At 52.5% G+C, this 26919-nt stretch carries 31 protein-coding genes; 21 read left to right on the top strand and 10 right to left on the bottom strand.

Annotated features, from left to right (window positions below; all coding sequences use genetic code 11):
* Nucleotides 1–418 precede the first annotated feature (418 nt).
* The 10 genes from A1830_RS00570 (at nucleotide 419) to A1830_RS00530 (ending at nucleotide 6153) form a co-directional block, all read left to right on the top strand.
* The gene (locus A1830_RS00570; RefSeq protein ID WP_231877542.1) at nucleotides 419–922 is read left to right on the top strand and encodes a hypothetical protein; all 504 of its coding nucleotides are present in this window, start codon (nucleotides 419–421) and stop codon (nucleotides 920–922) included.
* Nucleotides 923–976: 54 nt separating this feature from the next.
* The gene (locus tag A1830_RS00565) at nucleotides 977–1225 is read left to right on the top strand and encodes a phosphopantetheine-binding protein (RefSeq protein WP_067700706.1); all 249 of its coding nucleotides are present in this window, start codon (nucleotides 977–979) and stop codon (nucleotides 1223–1225) included.
* Nucleotides 1226–1484: 259 nt separating this feature from the next.
* Complete coding sequence (locus A1830_RS00560) at nucleotides 1485–2696, top strand: PrgH/EprH family type III secretion apparatus protein (protein WP_067700183.1); 1212 nt, start codon at nucleotides 1485–1487, stop codon at nucleotides 2694–2696.
* A gap of 1 nt (nucleotide 2697) precedes the next feature.
* Nucleotides 2698–2964 carry a type III secretion system needle complex protein gene (locus A1830_RS00555; protein ID WP_067700180.1) on the top strand — a complete coding sequence of 89 codons (267 nt, stop codon included), beginning with the start codon at nucleotides 2698–2700 and terminating at the stop codon, nucleotides 2962–2964.
* 24 nt (nucleotides 2965–2988) lie between these two features.
* Nucleotides 2989–3291, top strand: coding sequence for a type III secretion system inner rod subunit SctI (gene sctI / locus A1830_RS00550; protein WP_067700177.1), 303 nt, complete (start codon nucleotides 2989–2991; stop codon nucleotides 3289–3291).
* A gap of 2 nt (nucleotides 3292–3293) precedes the next feature.
* Entirely contained in the window at nucleotides 3294–4178 is an 885-nt protein-coding gene (locus tag A1830_RS00545) for an EscJ/YscJ/HrcJ family type III secretion inner membrane ring protein (protein WP_073980915.1), read from the top strand.
* Entirely contained in the window at nucleotides 4168–4710 is a 543-nt protein-coding gene (locus A1830_RS20935) for a hypothetical protein (protein ID WP_073980913.1), read from the top strand. The genes A1830_RS00545 and A1830_RS20935 overlap by 11 nt, the downstream gene beginning before the upstream one ends.
* A complete protein-coding gene (locus A1830_RS00540; protein WP_067700171.1) occupies nucleotides 4691–5392 on the top strand; it encodes a hypothetical protein in 702 nt (233 codons plus the stop codon). The genes A1830_RS20935 and A1830_RS00540 overlap by 20 nt, the downstream gene beginning before the upstream one ends.
* Before the next feature lie 16 nt (nucleotides 5393–5408).
* Entirely contained in the window at nucleotides 5409–5606 is a 198-nt protein-coding gene (locus tag A1830_RS00535; RefSeq protein ID WP_067700167.1) for a hypothetical protein, read from the top strand.
* Nucleotides 5581–6153, top strand: a complete 573-nt coding sequence (locus A1830_RS00530) for a hypothetical protein (protein WP_197473271.1) — start codon at nucleotides 5581–5583, stop codon at nucleotides 6151–6153. The genes A1830_RS00535 and A1830_RS00530 overlap by 26 nt, the downstream gene beginning before the upstream one ends.
* 92 nt (nucleotides 6154–6245) lie before the next feature.
* Here A1830_RS00530 and A1830_RS00525 read toward each other — a convergent pair whose 3' ends face one another.
* The 3 genes from A1830_RS00525 to A1830_RS00515 all read right to left on the bottom strand — a co-directional run bounded on the left by A1830_RS00525 (nucleotide 6246) and on the right by A1830_RS00515 (nucleotide 10589).
* Nucleotides 6246–8147, bottom strand: coding sequence for a hypothetical protein (locus A1830_RS00525; protein WP_231877541.1), 1902 nt, complete (start codon nucleotides 8145–8147; stop codon nucleotides 6246–6248).
* Nucleotides 8148–8388: 241 nt separating this feature from the next.
* Nucleotides 8389–9513 carry a GNAT family N-acetyltransferase gene (locus tag A1830_RS00520; RefSeq protein ID WP_067700163.1) on the bottom strand — a complete coding sequence of 375 codons (1125 nt, stop codon included), beginning with the start codon at nucleotides 9511–9513 and terminating at the stop codon, nucleotides 8389–8391.
* A 176-nt stretch (nucleotides 9514–9689) separates the two neighbouring features.
* Nucleotides 9690–10589, bottom strand: coding sequence for a LysR family transcriptional regulator (locus A1830_RS00515; protein ID WP_073980911.1), 900 nt, complete (start codon nucleotides 10587–10589; stop codon nucleotides 9690–9692).
* Nucleotides 10590–10814: 225 nt separating this feature from the next.
* On the opposite strand from A1830_RS00515, the gene A1830_RS00510 reads away from it, so the two are divergent.
* The 3 genes from A1830_RS00510 (at nucleotide 10815) to A1830_RS00500 (ending at nucleotide 12773) form a co-directional block, all read left to right on the top strand.
* Nucleotides 10815–11147 carry a helix-turn-helix domain-containing protein gene (locus A1830_RS00510; protein ID WP_082804042.1) on the top strand — a complete coding sequence of 111 codons (333 nt, stop codon included), beginning with the start codon at nucleotides 10815–10817 and terminating at the stop codon, nucleotides 11145–11147.
* An 81-nt stretch (nucleotides 11148–11228) separates the two neighbouring features.
* Entirely contained in the window at nucleotides 11229–11735 is a 507-nt protein-coding gene (locus A1830_RS00505; RefSeq protein ID WP_067700158.1) for a TIGR00645 family protein, read from the top strand.
* A gap of 141 nt (nucleotides 11736–11876) precedes the next feature.
* Entirely contained in the window at nucleotides 11877–12773 is an 897-nt protein-coding gene (locus A1830_RS00500; RefSeq protein WP_067700155.1) for an alpha/beta hydrolase, read from the top strand.
* A gap of 67 nt (nucleotides 12774–12840) precedes the next feature.
* Here the strand turns inward: A1830_RS00500 and A1830_RS00495 are convergent, their stop codons facing one another.
* The 5 genes from A1830_RS00495 to gorA form a co-directional block, all read right to left on the bottom strand.
* Nucleotides 12841–13629: an iron ABC transporter ATP-binding protein gene (locus A1830_RS00495; protein ID WP_067700152.1), complete on the bottom strand. Its 789-nt coding sequence runs from the start codon at nucleotides 13627–13629 to the stop codon at nucleotides 12841–12843.
* Nucleotides 13626–14522 carry an iron chelate uptake ABC transporter family permease subunit gene (locus A1830_RS00490; RefSeq protein ID WP_156484913.1) on the bottom strand — a complete coding sequence of 299 codons (897 nt, stop codon included), beginning with the start codon at nucleotides 14520–14522 and terminating at the stop codon, nucleotides 13626–13628. The genes A1830_RS00495 and A1830_RS00490 overlap by 4 nt, the downstream gene beginning before the upstream one ends.
* A 97-nt stretch (nucleotides 14523–14619) precedes the next feature.
* Nucleotides 14620–15576, bottom strand: a complete 957-nt coding sequence (locus tag A1830_RS00485) for an ABC transporter permease (protein ID WP_067700147.1) — start codon at nucleotides 15574–15576, stop codon at nucleotides 14620–14622.
* Between the two features lie 10 nt (nucleotides 15577–15586).
* The gene (locus A1830_RS00480) at nucleotides 15587–16525 is read right to left on the bottom strand and encodes a siderophore ABC transporter substrate-binding protein (RefSeq protein WP_067700144.1); all 939 of its coding nucleotides are present in this window, start codon (nucleotides 16523–16525) and stop codon (nucleotides 15587–15589) included.
* A gap of 520 nt (nucleotides 16526–17045) precedes the next feature.
* A complete protein-coding gene (gene gorA, locus A1830_RS00470) occupies nucleotides 17046–18398 on the bottom strand; it encodes a glutathione-disulfide reductase (protein ID WP_067700138.1) in 1353 nt (450 codons plus the stop codon).
* Nucleotides 18399–18577: 179 nt separating this feature from the next.
* Here gorA and rnz point away from each other — a divergent pair, with 179 nt between their 5' ends.
* Complete coding sequence (rnz, locus tag A1830_RS00465) at nucleotides 18578–19498, top strand: ribonuclease Z (RefSeq protein ID WP_067700135.1); 921 nt, start codon at nucleotides 18578–18580, stop codon at nucleotides 19496–19498.
* Between the two features lie 28 nt (nucleotides 19499–19526).
* On the opposite strand, the gene A1830_RS00460 is transcribed toward rnz, so the two are convergent.
* Entirely contained in the window at nucleotides 19527–20369 is an 843-nt protein-coding gene (locus A1830_RS00460) for a 23S rRNA (adenine(2030)-N(6))-methyltransferase RlmJ (RefSeq protein WP_067700132.1), read from the bottom strand.
* Nucleotides 20370–20795: 426 nt separating this feature from the next.
* Here A1830_RS00460 and A1830_RS00455 point away from each other — a divergent pair, with 426 nt between their 5' ends.
* The 5 genes from A1830_RS00455 to A1830_RS00435 all read left to right on the top strand — a co-directional run bounded on the left by A1830_RS00455 (nucleotide 20796) and on the right by A1830_RS00435 (nucleotide 23008).
* Nucleotides 20796–21275 carry an Hcp family type VI secretion system effector gene (locus A1830_RS00455; protein WP_067700129.1) on the top strand — a complete coding sequence of 160 codons (480 nt, stop codon included), beginning with the start codon at nucleotides 20796–20798 and terminating at the stop codon, nucleotides 21273–21275.
* A 42-nt stretch (nucleotides 21276–21317) separates the two neighbouring features.
* Nucleotides 21318–21680, top strand: a complete 363-nt coding sequence (locus A1830_RS00450) for a tlde1 domain-containing protein (protein ID WP_067700126.1) — start codon at nucleotides 21318–21320, stop codon at nucleotides 21678–21680.
* Between the two features lie 71 nt (nucleotides 21681–21751).
* The gene (locus tag A1830_RS00445) at nucleotides 21752–22114 is read left to right on the top strand and encodes a hypothetical protein (RefSeq protein ID WP_067700123.1); all 363 of its coding nucleotides are present in this window, start codon (nucleotides 21752–21754) and stop codon (nucleotides 22112–22114) included.
* A gap of 91 nt (nucleotides 22115–22205) precedes the next feature.
* On the top strand, nucleotides 22206–22568 hold the full coding sequence (locus A1830_RS00440; protein ID WP_067700120.1) for a tlde1 domain-containing protein: 363 nt from the start codon (nucleotides 22206–22208) through the stop codon (nucleotides 22566–22568).
* A gap of 50 nt (nucleotides 22569–22618) precedes the next feature.
* On the top strand, nucleotides 22619–23008 hold the full coding sequence (locus A1830_RS00435; protein WP_231877540.1) for a hypothetical protein: 390 nt from the start codon (nucleotides 22619–22621) through the stop codon (nucleotides 23006–23008).
* A gap of 41 nt (nucleotides 23009–23049) precedes the next feature.
* Here the strand turns inward: A1830_RS00435 and A1830_RS00430 are convergent, their stop codons facing one another.
* On the bottom strand, nucleotides 23050–23874 hold the full coding sequence (locus A1830_RS00430; protein ID WP_067700114.1) for a CPBP family intramembrane glutamic endopeptidase: 825 nt from the start codon (nucleotides 23872–23874) through the stop codon (nucleotides 23050–23052).
* 217 nt (nucleotides 23875–24091) lie between these two features.
* On the opposite strand from A1830_RS00430, the gene prlC reads away from it, so the two are divergent.
* Nucleotides 24092–26134 carry an oligopeptidase A gene (gene prlC, locus A1830_RS00425; RefSeq protein WP_067700111.1) on the top strand — a complete coding sequence of 681 codons (2043 nt, stop codon included), beginning with the start codon at nucleotides 24092–24094 and terminating at the stop codon, nucleotides 26132–26134.
* On the top strand, nucleotides 26135–26893 hold the full coding sequence (rsmJ, locus tag A1830_RS00420; protein ID WP_067700108.1) for a 16S rRNA (guanine(1516)-N(2))-methyltransferase RsmJ: 759 nt from the start codon (nucleotides 26135–26137) through the stop codon (nucleotides 26891–26893). It abuts the gene before it with no gap.
* Nucleotides 26894–26919 lie beyond the last annotated feature (26 nt).

Here is a 26919-nt window from a genome sequence, read left to right as displayed (position 1 = left end):
GCCGGTACCGGAACGGATAATGGTGCCACAGGCGGGGCCAACAGCAGGGGCGGGCCGGCTTCCACACCGGGTAACCGGACGGACGGACGGGGACGGGGCTTTGTGGGCGGCGTGGGTTCAGCGCAGGCCAGCTCGGTGCTGTCCGACGCGAGCAAAGATCTGTGGGAACAACCCGGTTCACACCTGCCGATCCTGAACCGTTTCGGCACGACTTTCCAGGGCATGATCCACTCTTCATCATCTCAACCGGGTAACCGGGCGGGCAGTCCGGTATGGGGTAACCCGTCAGACAGGTCCGGCAGCAGGGGGGGCGTAGACGGTGCTGCAGATCCCCGGGGTGGTGGCGGAGTGAACGCGCCGGTGACTCCGGGCGCTTCAGCGGGCAGGAATAACACCGCNACGGGGCTTTGTGGGCGGCGTGGGTTCAGCGCAGGCCAGCTCGGTGCTGTCCGGCGCGAGCAAAGATCTGTGGGAACACCCCGGTTCACACCTGCCGATCCTGAACCGTTTCGGCACGACTTTCCAGGGCATGATCCACTCTTCATCTATACCGGCGCAGGGGGGCCTGCGCCAGAACGGTATTCCGTCAGGTAAGGCGGCCAGCAAAGACGGGGACGCTTCGACGTTGGTTAATCTCGCAGGCGGTTTGGCAGGCGACAACCCGGTATACGACTTTGTGAAAGGCTTACGCCAGCCCGGTAGCCCAGTAAGGCAAGTGCAGTCAGATACGGTGAATAAAAAGTTTGACATTAATCCGGTAGCGGAAGATAAGATCAATCTTGATTCATCTGCGACTGGTCTGGATAAATGGGGTAAGCGCACTCATCTCCAACAGGGAAGTAAGGGGTATACAGGAAGCCGCGGATCGTCCACGGCACTGCCCCTTTTTAATGGTCCCTCTCAGGTCAGTAAATATAAATAAGAAATAAGGGAGTTGCCCTCCATCAGTAAGGTGGAGGGCGATAAAAAGGATGTTATGGAAGCTAATAAACAATTAATTCAAAAGATTAACGATGTTGTCGCTACGACGCTTAATCACCCACTGTCCGAAATTCTACCTGATAAACACCTTTGTTATGACTTGCTCGCTGATTCACTGGCCTTGCTGGATCTTGTGCTGGCTTTAGAGGATAAATTTGAAATCGAGTATAAGGAAGAATATCTGGCTGACACTGAACATGTTAAGGATTTGTATCGTGTTGTTAATAAATTACTGAGTCAATAAATGATTAGCTAAGATAACAAGTTGCAGGTTGCATTATAATTTTATGCAACTTAGGCGTTCATGGGGCAGCAAGATACAACGTTATGTTGTCTCAAACTCCCTTGATGCACAGATACCTTACTGATAAGAAATGCATAAAATACTGGAGTATATTCTCATCATAATTGAATCAGGATCTTCATCGCTGCATCCTATATTCTGACGTCAGGTCTGATGGATCATTGTATTCATCCTTGATAACAAGGGTATGTGTTTCATTATGTTACAAGAAAAAGAAAACCTCGAACTTACTAATAAGATAGTAGTGAGGTTGATAAACGGTATGCTACGTGGATGTGAGTTCACACTGGCATCAGGTAGGACCTTATTTATTGTTAGTGATGACAATACTATTCGGCAGCAACATCAGGGAACCCTTTTACCCGATAGTACTATTTATATACCGGCAAAAAGTAATGATGTTAATTTTGAGATAATGGTGCCTGAGCAGGCTGACCAGCAGGTGATACTGAGGGAGTTGAGGGAAGAAGAAACGCCGAAAAGGGTTGTTGTTTCTAATGAAATCATCACTGTTGGCGGGCAAAGAATTAGCTGGCGTCATGAAGCCGTCCCGTTTTCTGATGAGGTGCTGGCGTATAACACTGACGAGGCCATGCCGTCATTCGGCACACAAGGCGATGAGGTCAAGCGCTTTGGGTCCATGTGGTGGAAAGGGGCGATGGTATTAGGTATCGTCGGATGTATCTCCTTTGCAGGTTATACTTACCTCACCGAAACTCAGCGGCAAATTACCTCTGTAACTGCTTTTTTGGAAAGTGGTATCGGTAACTATCATATTGTTTACGGAAGCGATAAAAAAATCTATGTCCTGGCGCTCACCGATATAGCGGCCCAATGGGCACTTCAGACCATAGTTCGTACCCCCCAATCTTATCAGATGCAGGTACTTACACTTAAGGCAGAAGAACAGCGCATCAGCAAATGGATAGCAAGCAACTGGCCACAGGTTAAATTCCATCGAGTTATACTGGATGATCCAAAAAAACCTGTTCTGCAAATTAGCGCTGAACGCACCAGGCTAAGTGAATCAGAAAAAAAACGTTTAATGAGTGCGTTGTCGGAAGACATTCCATACTCAAGCAGCGTGGTTATTGAAAATCTGGCTGATAAGAAAGTTAAAATGCTGGCTATTGAAGGGTTGCAGAAAATGGCACTGCTATTTACTGAAATCGACAATGGCAGTAGTACTACATTCGTGATTCGGGGAGCCATCGAGGATGGGGAACTGGAACGGTTGAAAAATTTCATTACGCAATATTATCAAACCTGGGGTGGCGAATATATACAGTTCGCACTGGAACTTAAAAATGACTGGCTGAAAGGTAAGTCATATAAGTACGGTGCGCAAGGCTATGTAAAACTCGCACCCGGACACTGGTATTTCCCAAGAAACATACAAAAGGATTTATAACATGAGCATTTCAAGAGTTGATGAAAGTACCGCTAACTGGAACGGTTTCTTATCCGCTACGTCCGGTGATTTCGATACCGGTGTGACTAAGCTCAATGAAGAGCTGAGTGAGGCGCTGGATAAGCTGAAGAGTGATCCTTCTAACCCTGAATATCTTGCTAAATATCAGTCCCGTTTGTCGGAATATACACTTTATCGTAATGCTCAGTCGAACGTTGTGAAAGTGTATAAGGACGTTGCGTCTGCTATTATCACCAATTTCCGATAACCCCTTTTTAACGGAAAGTATGTTATGAGTATTATAATTAACCCAATTCATGCGTTATCTGGTCAGACATCCGATATCACCATGTCCGAACCGTCACCGATTTCGCTGGAAGATAGAATGATTCAGGCCTACGCGAGAACTGCATCAGAGGCTCAGGCGGAACAGGCAGATGTTATTAGCAGATTGCAGATGAGGGAAGTCACCTCCGATCCAGCTGAATTATTCAGACTGCAACAACGAACCTCTGATTATAACCTGCAGGTTTCCATGATCAGTACTTTAACTCGCAAAGGTGTCAGTGCTGTAGAGACTTTACTGCGCTCCTGATAATGAAAAAATTTTATTTAGTTTTGCCACTAACCGTCCTTCTCCTTACCGGGTGTAAGCAGGAAGAGTTATTGAAAGGTCTCGATCAAAGCCAGGCAAACGACGTTATTGCGCTATTACAGCGTAATAACATTTTGGCGATGAAGAAGGGGGCAATGAAGGAGGGTTTTAGCGTTTCAGTTGAACCGCGTGATTTTGCCGCCGCCGTGGATCTTATGGCTACCTATGGGCTCCCGCGGCAGCCTAATATGGAAATAGCGCAAATGTTTCCAGCTGATTCACTGGTATCCTCTCCGCGCGCGGAAAAAGCGCGCCTATATTCTGGCATAGAACAGCGACTTGCGCAGTCCTTGCTGTCTATTCAGGGTGTTGTCTCAGCACGCGTCCATGTTAGCTATGATTTTGACGCGGGCGAGGGCGAAAGGAAAAAGAAACCGGTTCATTTATCATCATTACTTAACTATGATAATCGTATCGTCGATACCACGCTTTTAATTGGCGATGTTAAGCGCTTCTTGAAAAATAGTTTTGACGATATAGACTATGACAACATCTCCGTGGTGCTTTCAAAAGTGGATGATGTTCAGCGCATTCCACCCGTCCCCTCATCTGCAAGCTCTCCTTCCCATACATCATGGCTAATGATAGGGGGACTGTTAATACTGAGTTTGATGATGTTCTTTATGTTATTTGTAAAGAAAAGCAATCATTCTCTGGCAACAAAATTAAAAAACCGCCATGAGTTTAAGAAGGAAGGTTTTCTCCGTAACACAGAGACGTTTAATGGAGAAGTGCAAGATAATAAAAGTTCATCGGCCAGCGTTTATGAAAATGTAAGTACTGTAGGGGATGAATCTGATGTGAAGGGTGGGAATAATGTACGTTAATGTGCAGAGGATTGTGTATGATCCTATCTCGTGGATTCATCCACAACGATTCTCAGTGCCTGAAAAGTTAGCCTCTGTGAGATGTCGCAGTATTTTGAATGACATTATTTTAAGCGAATATAACCTTTCAACCGGAGAGCTGGCGCTCAGTAATAGCACAGAACACTATCTTGCCAATCATTGGTGTCTATTACCGAGAGCAGCTTTTATGGCTATATGTCAGCGTCATCGATCAAGTCTCGCCTGGTATGGAAATCTGAGTAAGCTTGATAATGTAACGCGACAATTTGCACTATCTGATATAACGGGATCCAAAGACGAGTTTAGAGGGAGGTTCACATTTGACCAACTCTGGGGGATGGCCTGCCGGGAGTTATTAACATTCTGCGGTCCAGTATCGAAAGTGATGAAAGAAAGAATTCCTCTTTTGTTCCCCTGGGTGCATCAGGAAAATATGGCACCCTTTTTTCCATCAGATGATAATGAATTATTAATAAGAATGGCCATTCAACATGCAAGCCGAAACCAATAATAATCTTTTCCAGACAGCACTGGAAAATGTCCTGGTGCCGGGATCATCCTTTAGGAAAATGAGGAAAAGTGATGACATTATCGCTAATGCGGAGTCCAGGGCTAGAAAAATAGTCAAAGATGCAGTTCGTGAAAGCGAAAGTATTCGTAAAGAATCGTATCGTACAGGCTACGAAGACGGATTACTGATGTCTGTAGATTCTGTCTGCCAATACATCAATAACAGTGTTCAATATGCCGAGACACTTTATCTACAAATAGAGAGTGACATCAAAAAGTTATTGACAGAGTTGTTTGATGAAGAAAGCGTGTTGCTTAAAATAGTCAATGAATGGATTGACGCATTAGATAAGAGAGATAACGATTCGCCTTTGTATGTTCTTATGCCATATGCGAACCGAAGATTCAAAGTTACTCTCACGGAGGCTATCAAAAGTAAGCACCCCGGGGGCGCTATTTTTCAGTACCATCAGGAACCTCGCTTTGTATTTAAGTACAAAGAACATTTGGCCGAATTCTATCCTGAAGAGCACATCGCTTCTACCATTAAGTCATTAATGGATAATCGTGATTTCTATTATGACAGTCATAAAATTTCCGCTGAGGCTATTCAGAATTTACATCAACGGATTACACTTTACTACCAGCCGGTTGATGACGTAATTAACATCACAGAAAACTAATGAGAAGGATTAACGGATGACGGCAATTAATTCTTTGGGTAGCATGCAGCCTGCCCCCGGTAGCTCTCGTACAGACGAAATTTACTCACTTGATGATGTTATATCTAAAGAAATTTCAGAAGCAAGCTTTGGTTTTACGTTGATGTATGAAGAATGGAAGCAGAAAATCCTTTTATCTGATGGAGTGAATGATGACCAAAATATTGAATGGTAGATCCTCTCTTAGATTAGTGGTGACTTTGTCATTCTGTGTATTGATGACCGGTTGTCAGTCAATGACAATGACTAAGGAAAATACTGTGACAGGGTCTCAAGGGATCAAGGGCGAATTTTGTAATAATAAAGTGCCGAATAGCCCACCTGTTTATCCGAAGGCCCTTTATCAGGCAATGAACGAATGCGTTAATGCAGGTGTTTTCGATAATGCGGTCTTCTTTTACGCGCTAGCGGGAAGTTATACCTGGTATGATGCTATGCGGGTGAATACCCAGTATGCACGCTCAATCCATGGACGGCTCCTGAAAGAAAGTATCAATCAACTTGATGATGTTCAAAAGAATAGGCTTTGGGAGCAGATTCAGAAAGGCATGAAGGATCCACATAAAAAGAGCGCGCTATGCCGGAAAGTGAAGGGCATTGGTGCGCCAGATTATCAGCCAGGTTATATGCTGATCAATCCTTCCGGGCCTGACAGCCATGCTTTTTCAGAGAGCGTGAACTGGACTGAGGCTGTGAACAGTTATATGGAATGTCCAAAATAGAATGATTTCGGACAGGTTCACAGTAACCCTATCCTCTACCTCCAGGCTGCTGGGGCAGGATCCTGCCCCAGTCGTGGTTTGTCGTGCCTTTATCAGCTTTTCAGCGGCTTCAGCTCCAGTCCATAGGTTTTTCCGTTTACCAGCACCTGCAGGCACTGCGTGGCGCTATCAAAGGCACTCATGTTGGCCAGCTTGCCCAGTATGAGTAGTTCATCGTCATTATTAAAACCGATCCCGACCCTGTCCCTGCCCAGCCAGTGCTGATGAAAACAGTTATCAGCCGTAGCATCCAGCTGCTTAATCTCGGCTGCCGTAGCGGGGGTGTACGCCTTATAAAAGCGGAAGTGGATACCTGCGGCATAACGGTCGAAGGCATTGGTGTCCATCAGTGCGATGCAGTAGCCGGTATATTTGGCGATTTTGACATACATTTTGATCTTCTCGCCGCTGCTCCCGGGCTGTAACAGTACGCGCGTCACCGGCACGGACCCTTCACCGACCCAACTGCCGATATAGTTCTTATCGCCGATTTTTTGCAAATAAATATCCGCGCCGCCCTCTGCGGTACGTTCTGTATAGCCTTTCTGAGTGGTGCCCGCGCTGTTGTAGAAGGCAGAGCCCACAATGCGGATATGCAGCTGGGCGGTGTTTTGTGACAGGAAGAATTCTCCCAGGTAGAACCACTTCTCTTTATCAGAGCGGTTATCCATTCTGTCGGGTGAGGTAAGATACTGGTAGTTAACCGAACCATTAACGCTGATGCCGTGATTCTCAATCCGCACGTCGCCCATTTCGTATTCGGAGATTAAAGCCCAGCGATCGCCCTTTTCTGAGAAATCCAGGCCCTCACCGTTTTGCTGGTTGAACTGGATATTGACAACGCGGCTGTAGTGGCATGCCAGCGGGTTTTTGCATGTTTCGATATTCAGCGCGTACAGGCTCCAGTGGCCGTTAGAAATATTACCGGGATAATCGGTATGCTCAATCCAGCCGTTCCAAATTAGCGACTGGGCTGCACGCTGAAGATCAATTGCCGGGTTGGTGGTGCAGTACTGAATATTGAAGTTTGACAGCTCAATGGCGGTAATATGATCCCACTTGCCGCTGGGATTATTAGACCAGGTGGCATAAATCACCGTGCCGCTGCATTTTTTTGCGAACCACTGATCGATTTTACAATCAAGCGTATCGATCAGGTCCAGCCCGCGACCACCAAGATTAACGAAGTTAACGCTGGTGACGCGAACAAACTGACCCGCCGTAATAATGTTTTTATAGAAACCTTTCGTATTCGGTGAACCGCTGCTGCTCTGACCATCAATCTCCAGGCCGGAAATCACCATATAGCGTGCATTAACCCTGAACATCACCTCGCCATTTTTTTTATCTGAAATAAGTTTCGTGGCAGGGTAATAACCGGAGTTGACATGTTCGCCGACCAGCCTGAAACGGTTAACCTCTTTGTCTGAAATATCGAAGCGGGAAATTAAAAAAGTGCCAGCAGGAAACTTAATGCCAATATTCGGGTTGTTAGCCTGTGACCAGGACCACATGCGTTTTACTGCCTCCAGACAGTCAGCTTTTCCACCCGGTATGGCACCAAAGGCGATGACGTTAACGTCATTTTGGTCGTTGATCGATCGTTTCCAGCGCGCCCCTTTCGGGCTGACAATGGTTAAACCATAATCCTCTTTGCTGGTGGTGTCGCTGACGTCGTAAACAAATACCCCGCCACCATTGTTGCTACCTTTCGCATATTCCAGCACCACCACAATTTCTGCCGGGGAGCGGGGTTCAAGGGCGCGCAGGGCAGCGATGTCTGCAACAGTCGTTAATACACCGCCATCCACCCCTTTTAATGAAGCCAGTTCCAGAACGACTTTGCCGAATTCGATAGCCTTACCGCTCTGATCAAGCACCTGCAGTTTATTGTCGGGCTGGGCTGCGCGCACCGGCAGTTTTTTTACGCGACTGTTTTTTCGCTCAGGCGTCATAGTATTACCCTCGTTGTAAAGCGCAGGCTCGCGAAGCTTCCCGTGGCTGCTGGTTTTAATTTCTGATATTTAATTATTTTTTATTGAAATATAAAGGCTGTTGTCGGTTTTATTTTTCCGGGATGTTTATTTTAGAGCGGCGGAAAAGCTAACCTGATTTGAGTATGTACGTTAAATAGTGCTTGCGCACGAGGTGAATAAAATAATCTGGCTATTATATTTGATACGAAGGGAATATATTTTATGCTGGACGGTGGAAGGGTAAAGCCAGCCGGGCTTCTTCCGCCCACGCGTGGACGCCTTCTCGCTCCTGCTGCAAAAAGTCAGCCACCGCGTCATGCAGGCCTTCATGGCGCAGCAGGTGCCAGGACTCGGTGATAACCGGCTCAAAGCCCCGTACCAGCTTGTGCTCACCCTGCGCACCGGCGTCAAAGCGTGACAGGCCCTGCGCAATGGCATACTCCATCCCCTGATAGAAACAGGTTTCAAAATGCAGGTGGTTAAACTCTTCCAGGCATCCCCAGTAGCGACCATAGAGCGATGAACCGTCAATAAGGCTGAATGCCATCGCCACCGCCTGGCCATGCCGGGTTGCCAGTACCACGCGGATGGCCTCAGGCATCCTTTCCGCCAGCAGGCTAAAGAAGTGTCGGGTCAGGTAAGGGCGCTGTCCCCGCACCGCATAGGTATTGGCATAGCAGGTATAAACAAAATCCCAGTGTGTCTCACTGAGCTGGTGACCCGCCAGCCAGCTAAAGTCGAAACCCTGGCTGGCAACCCGTTCGCGTTCGCGACGAATCTGCTTGCGCTTGCGTGACATGAGCTGGTCGAGAAAGTCCTGAAAATCCCGGTATCCCGGGTTACGCCAGTGATACTGGCAGCCGAGGCGCAGCAGCCAGCCCGGTTCGTCCTGCATAATCGCGTGGGTGTGCGCGTCGCTAAAGTTGATATGGGCGCTGTATCGCTGCTGCTGATGCAGGAAGTCCGGGATCGCCTGTAACAGTTTCTTTCCGGCCGCTGCCTCACCAAGCAGTCGGCCGCCCGTGACCGGGCTAAAGGGGACGGCGGCCAGCCATTTAGGATAATAGGGTATTCCGGCGCGCTGGCAGGCATCTGCCCAGGCGTGATCAAACACGTATTCGCCTCGGGAGTGCGCTTTTCGGTAGCCGGGCACGGCGGCCAGCGCCTGACCCTTTTCACTCCACAGCAGGTGTTCCGGCTGCCAGCCGGTGCCTTTACCCAGACAACCACTCTCTTCCAGCGTGCTGAGAAAAGCGTGACGAGTAAAGGGACTCGCGTCCGGAGTGAGGGCATCCCACTGGCTGGCGGGAAAATCGGCCAGCTGCGTCAAAAGAGTCAGTGACATCGGTGCGCTTCCTGTTTACGGCGGGTTGGCGGCGGCGACCTGACGCGGATTATCTTCAGGCGTGCTCAGATAAGGTTTTTAGCCGGGGTAGATTCGGTATGAAAACCGCAATGAGTCTAGGTTAAGACGCCTTTTTGCACAAATCATACGGCCGCCTTATCAGGCTTACGCCTCCGTCAGGGTTCAATCATCCCAGGCCCGGTAATCCTTAACACATCATAAAACCAGGTTTTGGCGGTGATATCGCCAATTTCGGTATGACCATAAAGGAAAACCTCCTGATTAGGCACCTGAAAGGGCAGTTCAAGAATGCGTCCATTGCCCCGACGGGCATAAATTTTAGCGGCGCTGGAGGGCAGGGTAACCAGCAGCTCGCTGGAGGCGATAAGTTCGCCAAGGGCCGCAAAATGCGGCACTTCCACCGCAATCTCACGCTCGAAGCCAAACTCTTTTAGCCGGTCCTCGACAATATGATGCCCGCTGGTCGCTGACACAATCACGTGCTGTGCGTCCAGGTACTCCTCCAGCGACAGCGTCTCGCCAATGCTGGGATGATGGATATTCAGCAGGCAGACGTAGCGCTCGTAGAGCATCAGTTCGCGCTGGGCAGAAGAGACGGATTCATTGCGGCTGCACAGCGCGGCATCAATACGGCCGGTCAGCAGCCACTCATCCAGACGCTCCATATCCACCGGTAACACCTCCAGCTGGATATTCGGAGCCGCCTGCCGCAGCCAGGCTACCAGCTTCGGCAGCAGCAGCAGTTCCCCTAAGTCCGACAGCGCCAGGCGAAATTTATGCCGCGAGGTTTCCGGAGAAAAGGTACGCGTTTCCGCCACGGCTTTATCAATGCCGGTCAGGGATCTCTTGAACACCTTATACAGCTGAACTGCCGTGGGCGTCGGCTCCATGCCGCTGCGGCTGCGCTTAAACAGCTCATCATTGGTCTCATCCCGCAGCTTTGCCAGCGCGTAACTGGCCGAGGGTTGAGTAATATACAGTCGGTTTGCCGCCCCGCTCACGCTGCGGGTTTCATAGATAGCCGTAAAGACGCGCACCAAATTGAGATCGAACATGATTAACCTGTATAGAGATTATCTATAAATGGACATTTATATTATCTATTTGAACTATTTTAAGCTTCTTTATACCATCCACGCCATTACATTTCGATTTGCCGCCGATCTTTCAGGCATATCAAATGATATCTCTTATAAATCAATAAACTATAATTATCATCGTTATTCCCCCTGCGGGAACGGCGGCGTCATATGCAGGATGGCCGCCGAAGGAGAGAGCAAGTGAAAGGCGAAATTGTAGACGTAATTATTGACTGGATCGAAGATCACCTCGATGACGGGCTCAATATCGAAGCCGTCGCGGCCCGTTCAGGTTACTCAAAATGGCATTTGCAGCGCGCGTTTAAAGAGAAAAAAGGCATGACCCTGGGCTCGTTTATCCGCTGCCGCAGGTTGGATCAGGCGGCAAAAAGCCTGGTCAGTTCGCATAAAACCATTATGACCATTTCCATGGATCTGGGCTTTTCCTCCCAGCAGTGCTTTCAGCGCGTGTTCAAAAAGCACTTTAACGTGACCCCCAGAGACTATCGCAATCAGTACCGCGAATTTCACTGAGTCCGACCTTCGCGCGCGGTGAACCATAACGGGAAAAGATAACGTATACTGTTGGCCGATCTACTACGCTTACGGAATGCTATGGAACGTTTCACTGAAAACCTTATTTATGCTTCGCGCTGGCTGCTGGCGCCCATTTATTTAGGCCTCTCACTGGGACTGCTGGCGCTGGCCATTAAGTTCTTCCAGGAGGTTTTTCACCTGCTCCCCAACGTGCTGGCGATGGCCGAAAACGATCTGGTGCTGGTACTGCTGTCGATGATTGACCTGACGCTGGTGGGCGGCCTGCTGGTGATGGTGATGCTGTCCGGCTACGAAAACTTTGTTTCCAGATTAGATATCGCCGAACACAAAGAGAAGCTGAGCTGGCTGGGTAAGATGGACTCCGGCTCGCTGAAAAATAAAGTGGCGGCATCCATTGTCGCGATCTCATCCATTCACCTGCTGAGGGTGTTTATGGATGCGAAAAATATCCCTGATAACAAGCTCATGTGGTACGTGCTGATTCACCTGACCTTCGTCCTTTCCGCTTTTGTGATGGGCTATCTCGACGGCATGTCGCGCCGGGAAAAGAGCTCCACTCACTGATCCTCTCTGCCCGGTGACCTGCGGGCCGTGCTGTTTTTTCCCCCTGATGATGGATATTGCTTGATCCCCGGGGGGAAATCGCATAAATAGCGGTAATTGCGCTTGAATCCTCTTTGTTACTGAGAATGACGGGAATGTCAGATGATTAGTCGTCGTCGGTTGATCCAGGCCTCCGGCGCCGTATTGCTTGCGATGACCACCGGTAAAATCTTCGCGCGGGAGGATATTATTCCTCTCTGGCCCGACGATCCCCCTGGCGGTGGCGGCCCCAGCGGCAACCTGCACGTTTCGGTTAACGGCTCCTGGTCAAATATCGTCAGCCCGGCCATTCAGCGCTTCCAGCCCGCAGAGCCAAACGGATCGGCGGTGCTAATTGCCGCAGGTGGCGGCTATCGCTGGATAGGCATGGGCGGTGAAGCCTGGCCGGTGGCGCGCTGGCTAAATGCCCGCGGCTATACCGCCTATGTACTGAGCTATCGCCTGCCGGGTGAAAAATGGCGGGCCGGGAGCTATGCGCCCTTGCAGGACGCGCAGCGGGCAATCCGGCTGGTGCGCTCAATGGAAAAGAAGGTGCATCTGCTGGGCTTCTCGGCCGGTGGTCATCTGCTGGGTCTGGCCGCCGCGCGCCCCGACTTTGCCTCCTACCCGCCTCAGGACCCCCTTGACAGCGTCGTACCGGTGGTGGACAGCGTGGGGTTAATTTATCCCGTTATCACCCTTGAGCCACCCTACACCCACACCAATACGCATCTTCAGCTGGTGGGAAAAAACGCGTCGAGAAATGAAGAGGCCAACTGGTCGGTAGAAAACTATGTGACCCATCGCTATCCCCCGACCTTTTTGGCCCAGGCAGAGGACGATCCGATCTCCAACCCGCACAACACGGTGATCATGCACGATACCTGCCGACGGATGGGCGTCTCCGTCGAGCAGATTAATATTACCCGGGGCGGCCACGGGTTTGGTTTGGGCAGGGCGGGTTCACCTGCCGCTATCTGGGATGAAGCTTACGCGGTCTGGCTGGCCTCGCGGCGTTAATACCGCTGAAGACGGATTTATCTACCTTCCCCATCCGGGTTATTTATCAGTAGTCTGTCGAACCTGGTCAGGCAACGTCTGGCCGTGCCGGATCCATGCTGCGGTAATAAAGGGCGACATAGTGCCCGTTGAGCCGTTCAACGGTTACCGGCGTGTCGAATATGGCCTCAAGATTTTCCGCCGTCATCATCTGCTGCGGGCTGCCGCGCCGGATAATTTCGCCCTCCTTCATGGCAATAATGTGGTCTGCATAGGCGGAGGCAAAATTAATATCATGAATAACCAGCAGGACTGTTTTTTGTAATTCATCCGCCGCGCGACGCAGTTCGTTCATCATCGCCACGCTGTGCCGAATATCCAGGTTGTTTAACGGCTCATCAAGCAGCACGTATTTCGTATCCTGACAGAGAACCATGGCCACAAAGGCGCGCTGCCGCTGGCCACCAGAGAGCTCATCAAGGTAGCGATCGCGCAGAGGATGCAGATTCAGAAAGGCCAGTGCACGCTCGATATGCTGACGATCCTCTGCCGTCAGGCGCCCGCGTGAATGCGGATAGCGGCCAAAGCCGACCAGGTCGCTGACCGTCAGACGGCCCATCGGGTGATTTTCCTGGCGCAGGATCGACAGCACCTTCGCCAGTTCGCTGCTGGATTTTTTACCCACCACCTGACCGTCAATGCTAACGCTGCCGGCATCGGGCGTGAGCAGGCGGCTGATAACCGACAGCAGCGTGGATTTTCCCGCGCCGTTAGCGCCAATGATCGCGGTGATCCCGCCTTCGGGCAGCGTTTCGCTGATCTGCTTTAGCACTCGCGTCTGCTGATATGTTTTTGTCACATCGCGAATTTCAATCATAACGGCACCTTTTTAATCAGCAGGTAAAGAAACAGTCCACCGCCGGTGAATTCAATCACCACCGACAGGGTGCCGGACATATGCAGCAGGCGCTCCAGAATTAGCTGCCCCCCGACCAGCGTCACGATCCCCGTCAGTACCACTACCGGCAGCAGATGCTGATGCCGGTGTGAGCCAGCAAGCTGCCAGGTCAGATTGGCCACCAGCAGTCCAAAAAACGTCAACGGCCCAACCAGCGCGGTGGATATCGCCACCAGTACGGCGATCAGTATCAGCAGCACCAGGGTTTTCTGCCGCCAGCAGACGCCAAGGCTGATGGCGGCGTCGCGCCCCAGCGCCAGTACGTCAAGCTGGTGCCGCATTCGCCAGATAATCAGCGTGATCACCAAAATAACCGCAGCGGCCAGCGCCAGTACCTCGGGGGCGGCGCGGGTAAAGGTGGCAAACATCCTCCCCTGGAGGATGGCAAACTCACCGGGTGAGAGCAGGCGCTGCATCAGGCCGGAAAGGCTGTTAAACAGCGTGCCAAATACCAGCCCGGCCAGCAGGACCCGGTGCAGATCCACCCCGACGCTGGCAAACAGCCAGCGATAAAGCAGCATCGAGAAAATCACCAGCAGCAGCGACTCGCAGACAAATTTCCCGACAGTGCCCAGCGAGCGCAGGGCGTCAGCGTCAATAAAAAAGACGGCCAGCGTCTGTATCAGGATAAACAGCGACTCCATACCCATAATGGACGGCGTAAGAATGCGGTTATGGGTGACCGTCTGAAACAGCAGCGTGGCGACGCCCGAGGCAAAGGCGACCAGCAGCAGGGTCGCCAGAACCTGCCCACGATGCAGCAGGATATAGCGCAGGTTGCCGCTCAGGTTGAGGGTCATATAGATAATCATCACCCCCAGCGCCAGCACGGTCAGCAGCAGCAGGCGTCTTACCGGAGTGGCGAAACGCCCGCTGGCCGGTGGCAGAGCGGGGCGGGTGGGGCGCGTATTAACGGACATGGCGTTTTTTCCTCAGCAGCAGGGTGAGAAAAACGACCGCTCCCACTACGCCAAGCATTGCGCTGGCGGGGACTTCAAAGGGGTAGCCGATCAGCCGACCTGCGATATCGCACAGAACCACCAGTCCACCGCCGCACATCGCCACCCACGGCAGGCTGCGGCGAAGATTATCGCCCATTGCCATGCTGACGATATTCGGGACGATCAGCCCCACGAAGGGCAGTACGCCAATGACCACCACCACCACGCCGCAGACCAGCGCAATAATTGTCATGCCGGTCAGCATCACCCGGGGGTAATTCAGGCCGCTGTTGACGGAGAAATCCCGCCCCATGCCGGCGAGGGTGAAACGGTCTGCAATCAGCATCGCCAGCAGCGTCAGCCCTCCCACGCTCCACAGCAGCTCATAGCGGCCCTGCATTACGCCGGAAAAATCACCCGAGGCCCAGCCGCCCAGCGACTGGAGCAGATCGAACTGCATCGCCAGGAAGGTGGTTATCGCGCTAAACACGGCACCCAGCATCATGCCGGACAGCGGAACCAGCAGGGCGGATCGGATGCGCATCCGCTGGATAAGCAGCATAAAAAGCAGGGTGCCTGCCAGGGCAAACAGTGTGGAGACCGCCATTTTGGTGATGACCGGGGCTGACGGGCTGATCAGGGTCACCAGCAGCAGGCCAAGGCTGGCCGACTGCGTGGTGCCAGCGAGGGTAGGCTCGACAAAGCGATTCTGCGTCAGCATCTGCATAATCAGCCCTGCCACGCTCATCGCACAGCCCGCCAGCACCAGCGCCAGCGTGCGCGGAACCCGGCTGATAAGGGCAATTTCCCGCATCTCCGCATTGGTCCACAGGCCGCTAAGGGTAACGTCTCCCGGGCCAACGCACAGGCTACCTGCCATCAGGGCAAGCATGACGGCCAGCCCGACAAAAATATTACGCGTCATAGGTTAGGGGTTAAGGGCTTAGTGCGCTATTGATACTGTCCATAAGCCTGCTATAGCTTTGCAGGCCTCCTGCGATATACAGCGACGCGGAGTCGAGATAAACGACATGCCCCTTCTGCCACGCTGAGGTTTTGCGGATCAGCGGATTATCCAGCACCTGTTGCGCCGCCGCGCCCGTCTTGCTGCCCGTTGCGCTGTCGCGGTCCAGCACAAACAGCCAGTCAGGATTGGCATGCAAAATAAATTCAGACGACACGATGCTGCCGTGTGTACCTGTTTTCTGGAGGTTAACCGCAGGGGCAAAGCCCAGCGCATCGTAAATAAAGCCGAAGCGCGAGCCGGGCGTATAGGCGGACATTTTTCCGCCGTTAACCATAATCACCATAGCGCTGCCCGCGCTGGCTGATTTGACTTTAATCGCCTCCGCTTTGGCAGTAAAGGCCGCCAGCAGCGTTTCCGCCTGTGCCTGCTTACCAAATATCGAGGCCAGCTGGTGGGTGCGTTGTGAAAGGCTGGCGATAAAGTGGGCGGGATCGATCTCCAGCGACACGACCGGCGCTATTTCGCTGAGTTTATCCCGGGCATCGCGTGCGCGACCCCCGGCAAAGATAATATCGGGGCTGGCATGACTTAAAGCTTCATAATCCGGCTCAAACAGCGTACCGGCATTCAGCCAGGCTGCGCCCTGATACTTTTTGAGAAATTCCGGCAGATGGGAATTGGTTTTGGGTACGCCTGCGACGGGAATATCCAGCGCATCGGCGATATCGAGCGTAGACGGGTTGAGGATAATGACCTTTTTGGGATTAAGCGGCACCACCGTGGTTCCCTGAGCATGTTCAATGCTCAACGTCTCGGATTGCTGGGCGGTAGCAACAGAACCAAAACCACCACCGATTAACAGTCCAACAAAAACCAGTGACGAAACAAACGACTGAGGTAATTTCATGACCCTTTCTCTCCTGAAAGTGAACACCAATAGCAGCGAAGTAAATGTAACTCATTCGCATTTCCAGCAGGGGCATCATACGCGGCTGGGGCAGAAAATAAACAGCGTTAAAAAGGACGTTCGGGCAGCTTTTGCTGGAGTGGGTAAAATTTCCGGTCAGAGAAAGCAGAATGTAAAGTTCTGTCCTGTCGCAGCGGCTTGATGGAGAAGGGAAAGCAGGGAAGTCAGATGAAAAAGAGTCTGTTTTTTACCCAATCGTGGAGGAATTATGGATTTTGAGTCAGGTCACCGGGTTGATGCCTGACGGAGGGAACGGTGCCAGTCGTCAGGCACAGGCGTTGAATAGGCTCACAGGAAGCTAACGCGTGGCAGAGATGACTTAACCCGCGAACTCTGACGCGTTAGGTGAAGCCGCCGCCGACGGGGCTGTTTTTTGCATTGAGAGGGGAGACCGGGAGGGGGAATAACAGACAAAAAAAAGCCAGCAAACGCTGGCTTTAGGGGGGTGTTCACCGCGCCGTTAGCGCATGGTGACAAACTCTTCAGCGCCGGTCGGGTGGATCGCTACGGTGTTATCGAAGTCCTGCTTAGTGGCACCCATTTTCAGTGCGACCGCAAAGCCCTGTAGCATCTCGTCCATACCGTAGCCGATACCGTGAATACCGACGATTTTCTCTTCCCTGCCAACGCAGACCAGCTTCATGCGGCACGGCTGACGGTGCTGGGTCACGGCGGTGTACATGGCGGTAAAGGACGATTTGTAGACCTTCACTTCGTCGTCGCCGTATTTCTCACGCGCCTGTGGCTCGCTCAGGCCAACGGTGCCGATCGGCGGATGGCTGAATACCACGGTAGGCACGTTGCTGTAATCCAGATGCTCTTCCGGCTTGTTGTTGAACAGGCGCTCGGAAAGGCGACGGCCTGCCGCGACGGCGACCGGCGTCAGCTCTACTGCGCCGGTGTTGTCACCCACCGCGTAAATGCCAGGGACGTTGGTATTCTGATATTTATCAACGTTGATATAGCCTTTCTCGTTCAGCTCAACGCCGGTAACGTTCAGGTTCAGATTATCGGTAGCCGGCTCGCGACCAATCGCCCACACCAGGCAGTCAACAGTTTGCTCTTTACCGTTTTCAAGCTGGAGCGTCAGGCTACCGTCAGCGTTTTTAACGATCGCTTTCGGCGTGGAATCCGTGTGCAGCGCCGGGCCTTCGGCGTTCATCACCTCAACCAGGGTATCGACAATCAGCGGATCGAAGGTGCGCAGCGGCGCATGCTTACGGACAAACAGGTGCGTTTCTGAACCAAGCGCATTAACCACGCCTGCAATTTCCACGGCGATATAGCCTGCCCCGACAACGGCCGTACGCTTCGGCAGCGCATCCAGCTCAAAGAAACCGTCGGAATCAATACCATACTCTGCGCCAGGAATGGAAGGCAGGCTCGGACGACCACCGGTGGCGATCAGGATATGGTCTGCGGTAATTCTTTCACCATTCACTTCAACGGTATGAGCGTCGATGAAACGGGCAAAGCCCTTAATCACATCGACGTTGTTTTTGCCCAGCACGTTGTCATACGACGTGTGGATACGATCAATATAGGCACTGCGGTTTTTTACCAGCACGGACCAGTCAAAATGGTTAACAGTGGTATCGAAACCGTAGTCGGGACCGTAAAGGTGAATGGCTTCAGCAATCTGCGCGGCATGCCACATCACTTTCTTCGGGACACAGCCAACGTTGACGCAGGTGCCGCCCAGCGCTTTGGCTTCGATTAACGCGCACTTCTGCCCGTACATGGCCGCGCGGTTAATTGAGGCGATCCCGCCGCTGCCGCCACCGATGGCTAGATAGTCATAATGTTTGGTCATCGAGAGTGTCCCATAAGTCAGTGAAAGTAATAGCGCCAGATTGTAACGCTACAAACGTAATTGCCGCAAAGTTTACGTCTATGATTGTGATAGGGCATTGGCACGAAAATCGGCCATAATCACCGTTTAAATGCGATGGCGCTCACTGTTTTTACCTTTACTCAGCACAGAGAGATTTGATGGAACTGCTATTTTTAGGCACCGGCGGGGGCACGCCCAGCCGCCAGAGAAACGTGACCAGTATCGCCCTGCTGCTTCAGGGCGCGCGCAGCGGCTGCTGGCTATTTGACTGCGGCGAAGGCACCCAGCATCAGATCCTGCGTTCGCCCGTGAAGCCTGGAAAAATCGAGAAGATCTTTATCACTCATCTGCACGGCGACCACGTTTTCGGCCTGCCAGGATTGCTCACCAGCCGCTCGATGAGCGGAATCAGCGGGGCGATGACCCTGTATGGCCCTAAAGGGCTTCGGCAGTTTGTAGAAACCAGCCTGAGCCTGAGTGGTTCATGGCTGACCTTTCCGCTGGAGATCGTCGAAATTGAGGCAGGCGAGGTGCTGAACGATGAGCAGTTTCGCGTGGTGGCGTATCCGCTGACCCATCCGGTTGAGTGCTACGGCTACCGAATTGAAGAGCATGATAAGCCCGGCGCGCTGGACGCGGCGCGTCTGCTGGCCGACGGCATTAAGCCCGGCAGCCTTTTCCAGCAGCTTAAGCAGGGCAAAACGGTGACGCTGGAGGAGGGGCGGGTGGTTAACGGCAGGGATTACCTGGGGCCCTCGCTGCCGGGACTGACGCTGGCGATTTTTGGCGATACCAGCCCAACCCCTGCCGCGCAGGCACTGGCCGCCGGGGCGGACGTGATGGTGCATGAGGCCACGCTTGAAGCGGCGCTGGAAGAGAAGGCTAATGGCCGGGGGCACTCATCCACCGTGCAGGCTGCAACGGTAGCCAGAGATGCCGGGGCGAAAAAGCTGATTGTCACGCACTTAAGCTCTCGCTACCTGCGCGAGGATGCCAGCCGCCTGCTGGAGGAGTGCCGCGCCATCTTCCCCAATACCGAGATGGCGCATGATTTCTCCCTGTTCAGGATAGAGACGTAGAGCGGGGCACTGATGCCCCGTCAGGGCGTTATTCCGGCACAATCCAGCTGATTTTGGTATGGCCGGTACCGGCTGGCACCAGATGCTGGTGCAGCCAGGGCAGCACGTTGTTCATCTGCTGTTCCAGCTTCCACGGCGGGTTAATCACCACCATGCCGGAGCCGGTCATGCCAAAACGGTCACTGTCAGGGCGCACGGCCAGCTCGATCTGCAGGATACGGCGAATACCGGAGGCTTCCAGCTCGGCAAACATGCGTTTGATCTGCTGGCGCAGCACGACCGGATACCACAGCGCGTAAACGCCGGTACCAAAACGCTTGTAGCCTTCCTGAATGCCTTTCACCACCGCCTGATAGTCAGACTTGATTTCGTAAGGCGGGTCAATCAACACCAGGCCCCGGCGCGACAGGGGCGGCAGCTTAGACTTCAGCTGCTGATAACCATCGCTGCGTTCGGTGCGCGCACGGTCATCTTTCGCAAACTCGCTGCGCAGCATCGGGTAGTCGCTGGAGTGCAGTTCGGTCAGGCTGAGCTTGTCATAAGGGCGAAGCAGGTGACGCGCAATAAGCGGCGAGCCTGGGTAGAAGCGCAGCTTATCGTTAGGGTTGAGCGCCTTAATGCAGGACATATAGCTCGCCATCTCTTCCGGTAAATCATCCCGCTGCCAGATGCGTGCGATGCCTTCCATATATTCGCCCGTGCGTTCGGCATGTTCGCCGCTCAGCAGATAGCGGCCTGCGCCCGCATGGGTGTCCAGATAGAGGTAAGGTTTATCCTTCTCGTTCAGCGCCTCAATAATCAGGCTCAAAACGGTATGCTTAAGCACGTCGGCGTGGTTGCCTGCGTGGAAACTGTGTCGGTAACTGAGCATCTTTATTTATCCTGTTGAATTTATAAGGTTTTAATTGATGGTAAATCAATCTATAACAATTATTACCTCACGAATTACCCACAGAACGACGCACGGCAACGGATGCAGGAAAAGCATGAGAACCTGGTAAGGCGGGCGATTATATCAGGGTTAAAAGCGAATGCGCGAAAAGCCGCAAAACAAAGTCGGCGCATCAGTACACGTGCTCATGACTTTTTCCGACGGCCACGCCGGTGTAAGCCCCGGACAACGCAGCAGGGCTCTAAGGCGGGCGCATTCCCTCGGGGTGTGAGCTGGATCGCTTCTTATTAATCATAAAGTTACCGTTTTTAGACAGGTCGGGGCATTGTTGATTTTAATCAAACGGGATAAGCCTTGATGCTCTAAAGTGGTTTTTCGATCTCAAAGCCAAAAAGGAGTTTGCACATGGCCATTCCCGCTTATCTGTGGCTTAAGGATGATGGCGGCGCAGCGATCGGAGGCTCCGTAGACGTTCAGCACCGGGAGGGGAGTATCGAAGTGCTCAGCTTTATGCACGGCGTACGTATTCCCACCGATGCCCATACGGGAAAACTGACCGGAACGCGGATCCACAGCGCGCTGGAATTTGAAAAGGAGTTTGATTCATCCAGCCCCTACCTATATAAGGCCGTCACCTCGGGTCAGACGCTGAAAAGCGCGGAAATAAAATGGTATCGCATTAACTATGCCGGGCAGGAGGAGGAGTACTTCAATATGCTCCTGGAAGAGGTAAAAGTGGTTTCGGTTAATCCTCTGATGCACAACATTAAATCTATCGAGAATATGAATCATCTAGAATCCGTTACGCTACATTACGAGAAAATAACCTGGAAATATTGCGACGGAAATATCCAGCATTCTGACTCCTGGAAAGAACGGACATAGTTTATGGGCGTTATCGCGCCCATGGCATAAAAAGGAATATTTATGAGCTGGGTCTATGATGTAAGGAAAAGATCCTTTACGTGGAACGGGGAATATCAATTTAGTGCAAGATACGCAGGCGCTGAGGGATACAAAGATAATCCCGATTTTGAGTGTTTGAAAGACAAAGGGCCTTTGCCGCGCGGGAAATACCGCATAGGACGGCCCATAGCTCTCCATCCGAAAGCGGGGCGCTATGTCTTAAGGCTCACACCTTACCCCAGTAACAATATGTGTGGAAGAACAGGCTTTCTTATTCATGGTGACAATGGACGTGGAACAGCGTCAGAGGGATGTATCGTTTTAGCCAATAAGTTCAGGCGAGATATTGTCAATAGTGGCGATAACGAATTGGTGGTTTTATGAGGTCAGGTTTCCTGATTGCGGTATGTGTCTGTTGCTCCTCAGCTCATGCAGTTCTTCAGGCAGATGCCTGTATGGGTATCCACGGAAGTATGGGTTCTGGCATGACCGACGCAATGATTGAAGATTTCAGTTTGTCGGAAAAGCAATTTATCGTGGGTGAAACGAAGATGGAAATCGTGGAGGACGTCCCTGTAAATTATCCTTTAGCCGATTTTTATGCAAAAAGAGATCGGGCTGAAGAAGCAATCCACTTCACGAGCTTAAACGAAATCAGATCAATCTATACGGAGTATCACCCAAGAAATATTATTGTTAAATTCACTTATTACAATAAACGGGGTGAGAATAATGTTTTCCTCACGTCATACGTCATAAACGATTATGAATGTTCAATTCGATTTAACGGCTATATCATCGTCAAGCGTGAATTTTAACGCCCGTACTGTTAGTTCGTATCATTGGTGGTAAAGAAGGCGGAGTGTGATTATAGGAAGTTACAGATTTATTCTGTTAAAAGGGATTTTTATGAGCTGGGTTTATGATGTAAGGAAAAGATCCTTTACGTGGAACGGGAAATATCAGTTTAGTGCAAGATACGCAGGCGCTGAGGGATACAAAGATAATCCCGATTTTGAGTGTTTAAAAGATAAAGGGCCTCTGCCGCGGGGGAAATACCGCATAGGACGGCCCATAGCTCTCCATCCGAAAGCGGGGCGCTATGTTCTCCGGCTGACGCCCCTCGCGGGGAACAGTATGTGTGGCCGGGACGGTTTTCTTATCCACGGTGATAATGGAAAAGGTACTGCATCCAATGGATGTATAGTGTTAGAGCCTGCATTCAGAGCATTTATTGCGGACAGTGGCGACACGGAGCTGATTATTTTATGAACCGAAATCTACTGTTTCTCACCTCAATGCTCTTTATCAGCTTTTACTCTGTGGCAAAAGTCACTCCTGAATCCTGTCTTGATATCAGCAGAAGTGTTGGCGTTAGCATGACTGATGCAATGGTTGAAGACTTCAATATCAGGGAAAGCGATCTGATGCTGCACAAGACAAGGCTCACTCTGTTGGGGGAATATAATGTTACGGGGGAAATGGCTCGCTTTTTTGCTCAACAGGACCTGAAAGAATTAGGCTTACCTGATGAAAAAATCAATGAGTATATTGGTATCTATAAAGGTGATAATCCAAAAAATCTGATTGTTAATTATGATTATGTCAATAAGCGCGATAAGCATAATGTATTTATCGCCTCACTGTTAATCAATGACTACGAATGTAGCCTCAGATTCAACGGCTATATCATCGTCAGACGCGAATTCTGAATCAGCAGCCGGAACGGGAATGACCCCGTTCCGGTTTTACGTTAACCCGGCAGGCGGTGCAGGACCGGATAGGTGAAAAAGAGCAGATGCAGCATATTGAATGCGAAATGCACCAGCGTCGACACCCAGATACGCCCGCTCCAGAGCCAGGCCAGGCCGTAGATGGCGCCAGCAAGGGTGGCAAAAAACACCAGCAGCAGGCCGCCGGAGAGATGCGCCAAACCGAAAAGCAGCGCGGCAATCACCAGCCCCCAGCCGTTACCCAGCAGCTGGCTTAGCCGCTGCTGTAGGTATCCGCGAAACAGAGCTTCTTCTGCCAGTGAAACAAAAAACAGGTTAGCCAGCATAAACTGCCCCAGCCAGACGGGGTGGTGCAGCTCAACCTTCAGGCCACCGGCCAGCGTGGCAACCAGCAGCAGTACAGGCATCGACATCAGCAGCACCAGCCACCACAGTCTGTTTTTCGGCGGGGCGGCGGGGCGTTTTAATAGCGTCGGCAGGCAGGCCAGTAGCACAAACGGGATCAGCGCTTTATCCAGGTTGTAATAGAAGGAAAAGGGGGCGCTTTCCGGACCGGCCTGAACCCGTGAAGCAATAAGCTGATTATCAAAGCCGGGGATCAGATGCAGCATCAGCGCGAACGCGCTGGCCACCAGAATTACCTCACCACCCAGCGACAGGGCCGTTTGCTCCCGTTGTCGGGCGCGATAAATCGCGACCACGGTCATTAGCAATAGTGCGATAATGCCCGTTGGCTGAAGCGTGCTATCCCACACGGCGACAATGAGCGTCACCCCCAGCAGCGCAAGCGAGGCGCGTAGATAAAAAGGCAAAAATAATAACGAGGTGGCAAGCAAATACCACATACATACGCTCCCTGTTTACGTTGAATACAGACCAAAAACGATGTCACAAACAAAGCCGCAGAAAGTATGCTCCCAGGCCGGGTAGCAGGCAAATCCTTCTGTTTCCTCCCTCTGCGCCACGTCACGCCATTGAATTTCGCTACACTTAGCCTCATGTTAACGTAATCGCGCGCTTAAACCGCGCCACATACACGACTATGATTACAAGGACTGCGCTATGACCAATCCGCTACTCACATCTTTCACGCTCCCTCCGTTCTCAGCCATCAAACCCGAACATGTAGTTCCCGCCGTCACTAAGGCGCTGGAAGACTGTCGCGCGGAAGTCGAGAAAGCCGTGGCTCAGGGCGCCCCCTGGACCTGGGATAACCTGGTTCAGCCGCTGGCAGAGGCCGACGATCGTTTGGGTCGTCTCTTTTCCCCGGTCAGCCATCTGAATTCGGTAAAAAACAGTCCCGAGCTGCGTGAGGCCTATGAGCAGACGCTGCCGCTGCTGTCCGAATACAGCACCTGGGTGGGGCAGCATGAAGGTCTGTATCAGGCTTATCGTAATCTGAAAGAGCAGAGCTATGACGGGCTGGATCTGGCGCAGAAGAAAGCGGTTGATAATGCGTTGCGCGATTTTGAGCTGTCCGGTATTGGCCTGTCGAAAGACAAACAGAAGCGCTACGGCGAAATTGCCGCCCGCCTCTCCGAGCTGGGTTCCACCTACAGCAATAACGTGCTGGATGCCACAATGGGCTGGAGCAAGCTTATTACCGATGAGTCAGAGCTGGCGGGCATGCCGGAAAGCGCCCTGGCCGCCGCGAAAGCGCAGGCTGAGGCCAAAGAGCAGGAGGGCTGGCTGCTGACGCTTGATATCCCAAGCTATCTGCCGGTTATGACCTACTGCGATAACGCGGCCCTGCGTGAAGAGATGTACCGCGCCTACTCCACTCGCGCCTCCGATCAGGGGCCGAATGCGGGCAAATGGGATAACAGCGATGTGATGGCCGAGGAGCTTGCGCTGCGCCATGAGCTGGCCGGGCTGCTGGGCTTCTCCTCCTATGCGGATAAATCCCTGGCGACCAAAATGGCCGAAAACCCGGCTCAGGTGACGGATTTCCTGACCGATCTGGCGAAGCGCGCCCGTCCCCAGGCAGAAAAAGAGCTTGAGCAGCTGCGCGCCTTTGCGAAGAAAGAGTATGGCGTTGATGAGCTGAATCCCTGGGATCTGACCTGGTACGGCGAAAAGCAGAAGCAGCATCTTTACGCCATCAGCGATGAGCAGCTGCGCCCTTACTTCCCGGAGGAGCGGGCGGTAAACGGCCTGTTTGAAGTAGTGAAGCGCATTTATGGCATCACGGCGAAAGAGCGTAAGGACGTGGACGTTTACCATCCCGACGTGCGTTTCTTTGATCTGTTCGACGAAAGTGGCGAACTGCGCGGCAGCTTCTATCTTGACCTCTATGCGCGTGAGAACAAGCGCGGCGGTGCCTGGATGGACGACTGTGTGGGCCAGATGCGCCTGGCCGACGGCACGCTACAGAAACCTGTTGCTTACCTCACCTGTAACTTTAACCGTCCGGTGAGCGGCAAGCCTGCGCTGTTTACCCATGATGAAGTGACCACCCTGTTCCATGAGTTTGGCCACGGTCTGCATCATATGCTGACCCGCATTGAAGCCCCTGGCGTATCCGGTATCAGCGGTGTGCCGTGGGATGCGGTCGAGCTGCCAAGCCAGTTTATGGAAAACTGGTGCTGGGAGCCGGAAGCGCTGGCGTTTATCTCCGGCCACTATGAAACCGGCGAACCGCTGCCGCAGGCGCTGCTGGAAAAAATGCTGGCCGCGAAAAACTATCAGGCGGCGCTGTTTATCCTGCGTCAGCTGGAATTTGGCCTGTTTGATTTCCGCCTGCATGCGGAGTTCGACCCGGCTCAGGGTGCGCGCATCCTGGATATGCTGAAAGAGATTAAAGCGCTGGTGGCTGTGGTGCCGAGCCCATCCTGGGGCCGTTTCCCACACGCGTTCAGCCATATTTTTGCCGGTGGCTACGCGGCGGGTTATTACAGCTATCTGTGGGCCGACGTGCTGGCGGCAGATGCCTGGTCTCGCTTCAAAGAGGAGGGTATCTTCAACCGTGAAACCGGTCAGTCATTCCTGGACAATATTCTGACGCGCGGCGGGTCGGAAGAGCCGATGGATCTGTTCAAACGTTTCCGTGGCCGTGAGCCGCAGCTGGATGCCATGCTGGAACATTACGGTATTCAGGAAGCGTAAGTGAACATCTGTTTAATTGATGAAGCGGGCGCCGGAGACGGCGCCTTATCTGTTTTAGCCGAACGCTGGCAGCTGCAGCACGATGAGCGGGCGCCGATGGCGCTGGTGATGACCGCCAGCCACCTGGAGCTGCGCAAGCGTGATGAGCCAAAGCTGGGCGGGATCTTTGTGGATTTCGTTGAGGGCGCGATGGCTCACCGGCGTCGTTTCGGTGGCGGTCGTGGTGAAGCCGTCGCTAAAGCGGTTGGCGTTAAGGGCAGTTATCTGCCGGTGGTTATCGACGCCACGGCCGGGCTGGGAAGGGATGCGTTTGTACTGGCCTCGCTGGGCTGCCGGGTACAGATGCTTGAGCGGCATCCGGTGGTGGCAGCCCTGCTGGATGATGGCCTGCAGCGAGGCTATCTCAGCCCTGAAATCGGCCCCTGGCTGCGTGAGCGGCTGACGCTGCTGCATGCATCTGGTTTACAGGCGCTGGCGGATATCAGCATCAGGCCGGATGTGGTTTATCTGGATCCCATGTACCCCCACCGACAGAAAAGCGCGCTGGTAAAGAAAGAGATGCGGGTGTTTCAGTCGCTGGTCGGGGCGGATGATGATGCGGATGGGCTGTTGGAACCGGCGCGCAGGCTGGCAAAAAAGCGGGTGGTGGTTAAGCGGCCCGACTATGCGCCTCCGCTTGCTGGCGTGGTCACGCAGTCGGCAGTAGTGACGAAAAGCCACCGCTTTGATATCTATCCTCCGTTAGCCAGCGAGGTATAACAACCCTGTCGCACGGCTTCTTTCCC

The organism is Erwinia sp. ErVv1, assembly GCF_900068895.1.
Classification (GTDB): Bacteria; Pseudomonadota; Gammaproteobacteria; order Enterobacterales; family Enterobacteriaceae; genus Erwinia.
This window is presented reverse-complemented; position numbering and strand designations above follow the sequence as displayed.

What these genes read in the sequence shown, in the direction of transcription:
- A1830_RS00520 (WP_067700163.1), bottom strand. Translation starts at nt 9,513, where the DNA reads ATGTCACTGACTCTTTTGACGCAGCTGGCCGATTTTCCCGCCAGCCAG.
- A1830_RS00530 (WP_197473271.1), top strand. Translation starts at nt 5,581, where the DNA reads ATGATGACCAAAATATTGAATGGTAGATCCTCTCTTAGATTAGTGGTG.
- A1830_RS00500 (WP_067700155.1), top strand. Translation starts at nt 11,877, where the DNA reads ATGATTAGTCGTCGTCGGTTGATCCAGGCCTCCGGCGCCGTATTGCTT.
- A1830_RS00555 (WP_067700180.1), top strand. Translation starts at nt 2,698, where the DNA reads ATGAGCATTTCAAGAGTTGATGAAAGTACCGCTAACTGGAACGGTTTC.
- A1830_RS00485 (WP_067700147.1), bottom strand. Translation starts at nt 15,576, where the DNA reads ATGACGCGTAATATTTTTGTCGGGCTGGCCGTCATGCTTGCCCTGATG.
- A1830_RS00495 (WP_067700152.1), bottom strand. Translation starts at nt 13,629, where the DNA reads ATGATTGAAATTCGCGATGTGACAAAAACATATCAGCAGACGCGAGTG.
- A1830_RS00515 (WP_073980911.1), bottom strand. Translation starts at nt 10,589, where the DNA reads ATGTTCGATCTCAATTTGGTGCGCGTCTTTACGGCTATCTATGAAACC.
- sctI (WP_067700177.1), top strand. Translation starts at nt 2,989, where the DNA reads ATGAGTATTATAATTAACCCAATTCATGCGTTATCTGGTCAGACATCC.
- rnz (WP_067700135.1), top strand. Translation starts at nt 18,578, where the DNA reads ATGGAACTGCTATTTTTAGGCACCGGCGGGGGCACGCCCAGCCGCCAG.
- A1830_RS00455 (WP_067700129.1), top strand. Translation starts at nt 20,796, where the DNA reads ATGGCCATTCCCGCTTATCTGTGGCTTAAGGATGATGGCGGCGCAGCG.
- A1830_RS00525 (WP_231877541.1), bottom strand. Translation starts at nt 8,147, where the DNA reads ATGACGCCTGAGCGAAAAAACAGTCGCGTAAAAAAACTGCCGGTGCGC.
- A1830_RS00565 (WP_067700706.1), top strand. Translation starts at nt 977, where the DNA reads ATGGAAGCTAATAAACAATTAATTCAAAAGATTAACGATGTTGTCGCT.
- gorA (WP_067700138.1), bottom strand. Translation starts at nt 18,398, where the DNA reads ATGACCAAACATTATGACTATCTAGCCATCGGTGGCGGCAGCGGCGGG.
- A1830_RS00460 (WP_067700132.1), bottom strand. Translation starts at nt 20,369, where the DNA reads ATGCTCAGTTACCGACACAGTTTCCACGCAGGCAACCACGCCGACGTG.
- A1830_RS00480 (WP_067700144.1), bottom strand. Translation starts at nt 16,525, where the DNA reads ATGAAATTACCTCAGTCGTTTGTTTCGTCACTGGTTTTTGTTGGACTG.
- A1830_RS00490 (WP_156484913.1), bottom strand. Translation starts at nt 14,522, where the DNA reads ATGATTATCTATATGACCCTCAACCTGAGCGGCAACCTGCGCTATATC.
- A1830_RS00505 (WP_067700158.1), top strand. Translation starts at nt 11,229, where the DNA reads ATGGAACGTTTCACTGAAAACCTTATTTATGCTTCGCGCTGGCTGCTG.
- prlC (WP_067700111.1), top strand. Translation starts at nt 24,092, where the DNA reads ATGACCAATCCGCTACTCACATCTTTCACGCTCCCTCCGTTCTCAGCC.
- A1830_RS00440 (WP_067700120.1), top strand. Translation starts at nt 22,206, where the DNA reads ATGAGCTGGGTTTATGATGTAAGGAAAAGATCCTTTACGTGGAACGGG.
- A1830_RS00545 (WP_073980915.1), top strand. Translation starts at nt 3,294, where the DNA reads ATGAAAAAATTTTATTTAGTTTTGCCACTAACCGTCCTTCTCCTTACC.
- A1830_RS00445 (WP_067700123.1), top strand. Translation starts at nt 21,752, where the DNA reads ATGGGTATCCACGGAAGTATGGGTTCTGGCATGACCGACGCAATGATT.
- A1830_RS20935 (WP_073980913.1), top strand. Translation starts at nt 4,168, where the DNA reads ATGTACGTTAATGTGCAGAGGATTGTGTATGATCCTATCTCGTGGATT.
- A1830_RS00450 (WP_067700126.1), top strand. Translation starts at nt 21,318, where the DNA reads ATGAGCTGGGTCTATGATGTAAGGAAAAGATCCTTTACGTGGAACGGG.
- A1830_RS00540 (WP_067700171.1), top strand. Translation starts at nt 4,691, where the DNA reads ATGCAAGCCGAAACCAATAATAATCTTTTCCAGACAGCACTGGAAAAT.
- A1830_RS00430 (WP_067700114.1), bottom strand. Translation starts at nt 23,874, where the DNA reads ATGTGGTATTTGCTTGCCACCTCGTTATTATTTTTGCCTTTTTATCTA.
- A1830_RS00560 (WP_067700183.1), top strand. Translation starts at nt 1,485, where the DNA reads ATGTTACAAGAAAAAGAAAACCTCGAACTTACTAATAAGATAGTAGTG.
- A1830_RS00535 (WP_067700167.1), top strand. Translation starts at nt 5,409, where the DNA reads ATGACGGCAATTAATTCTTTGGGTAGCATGCAGCCTGCCCCCGGTAGC.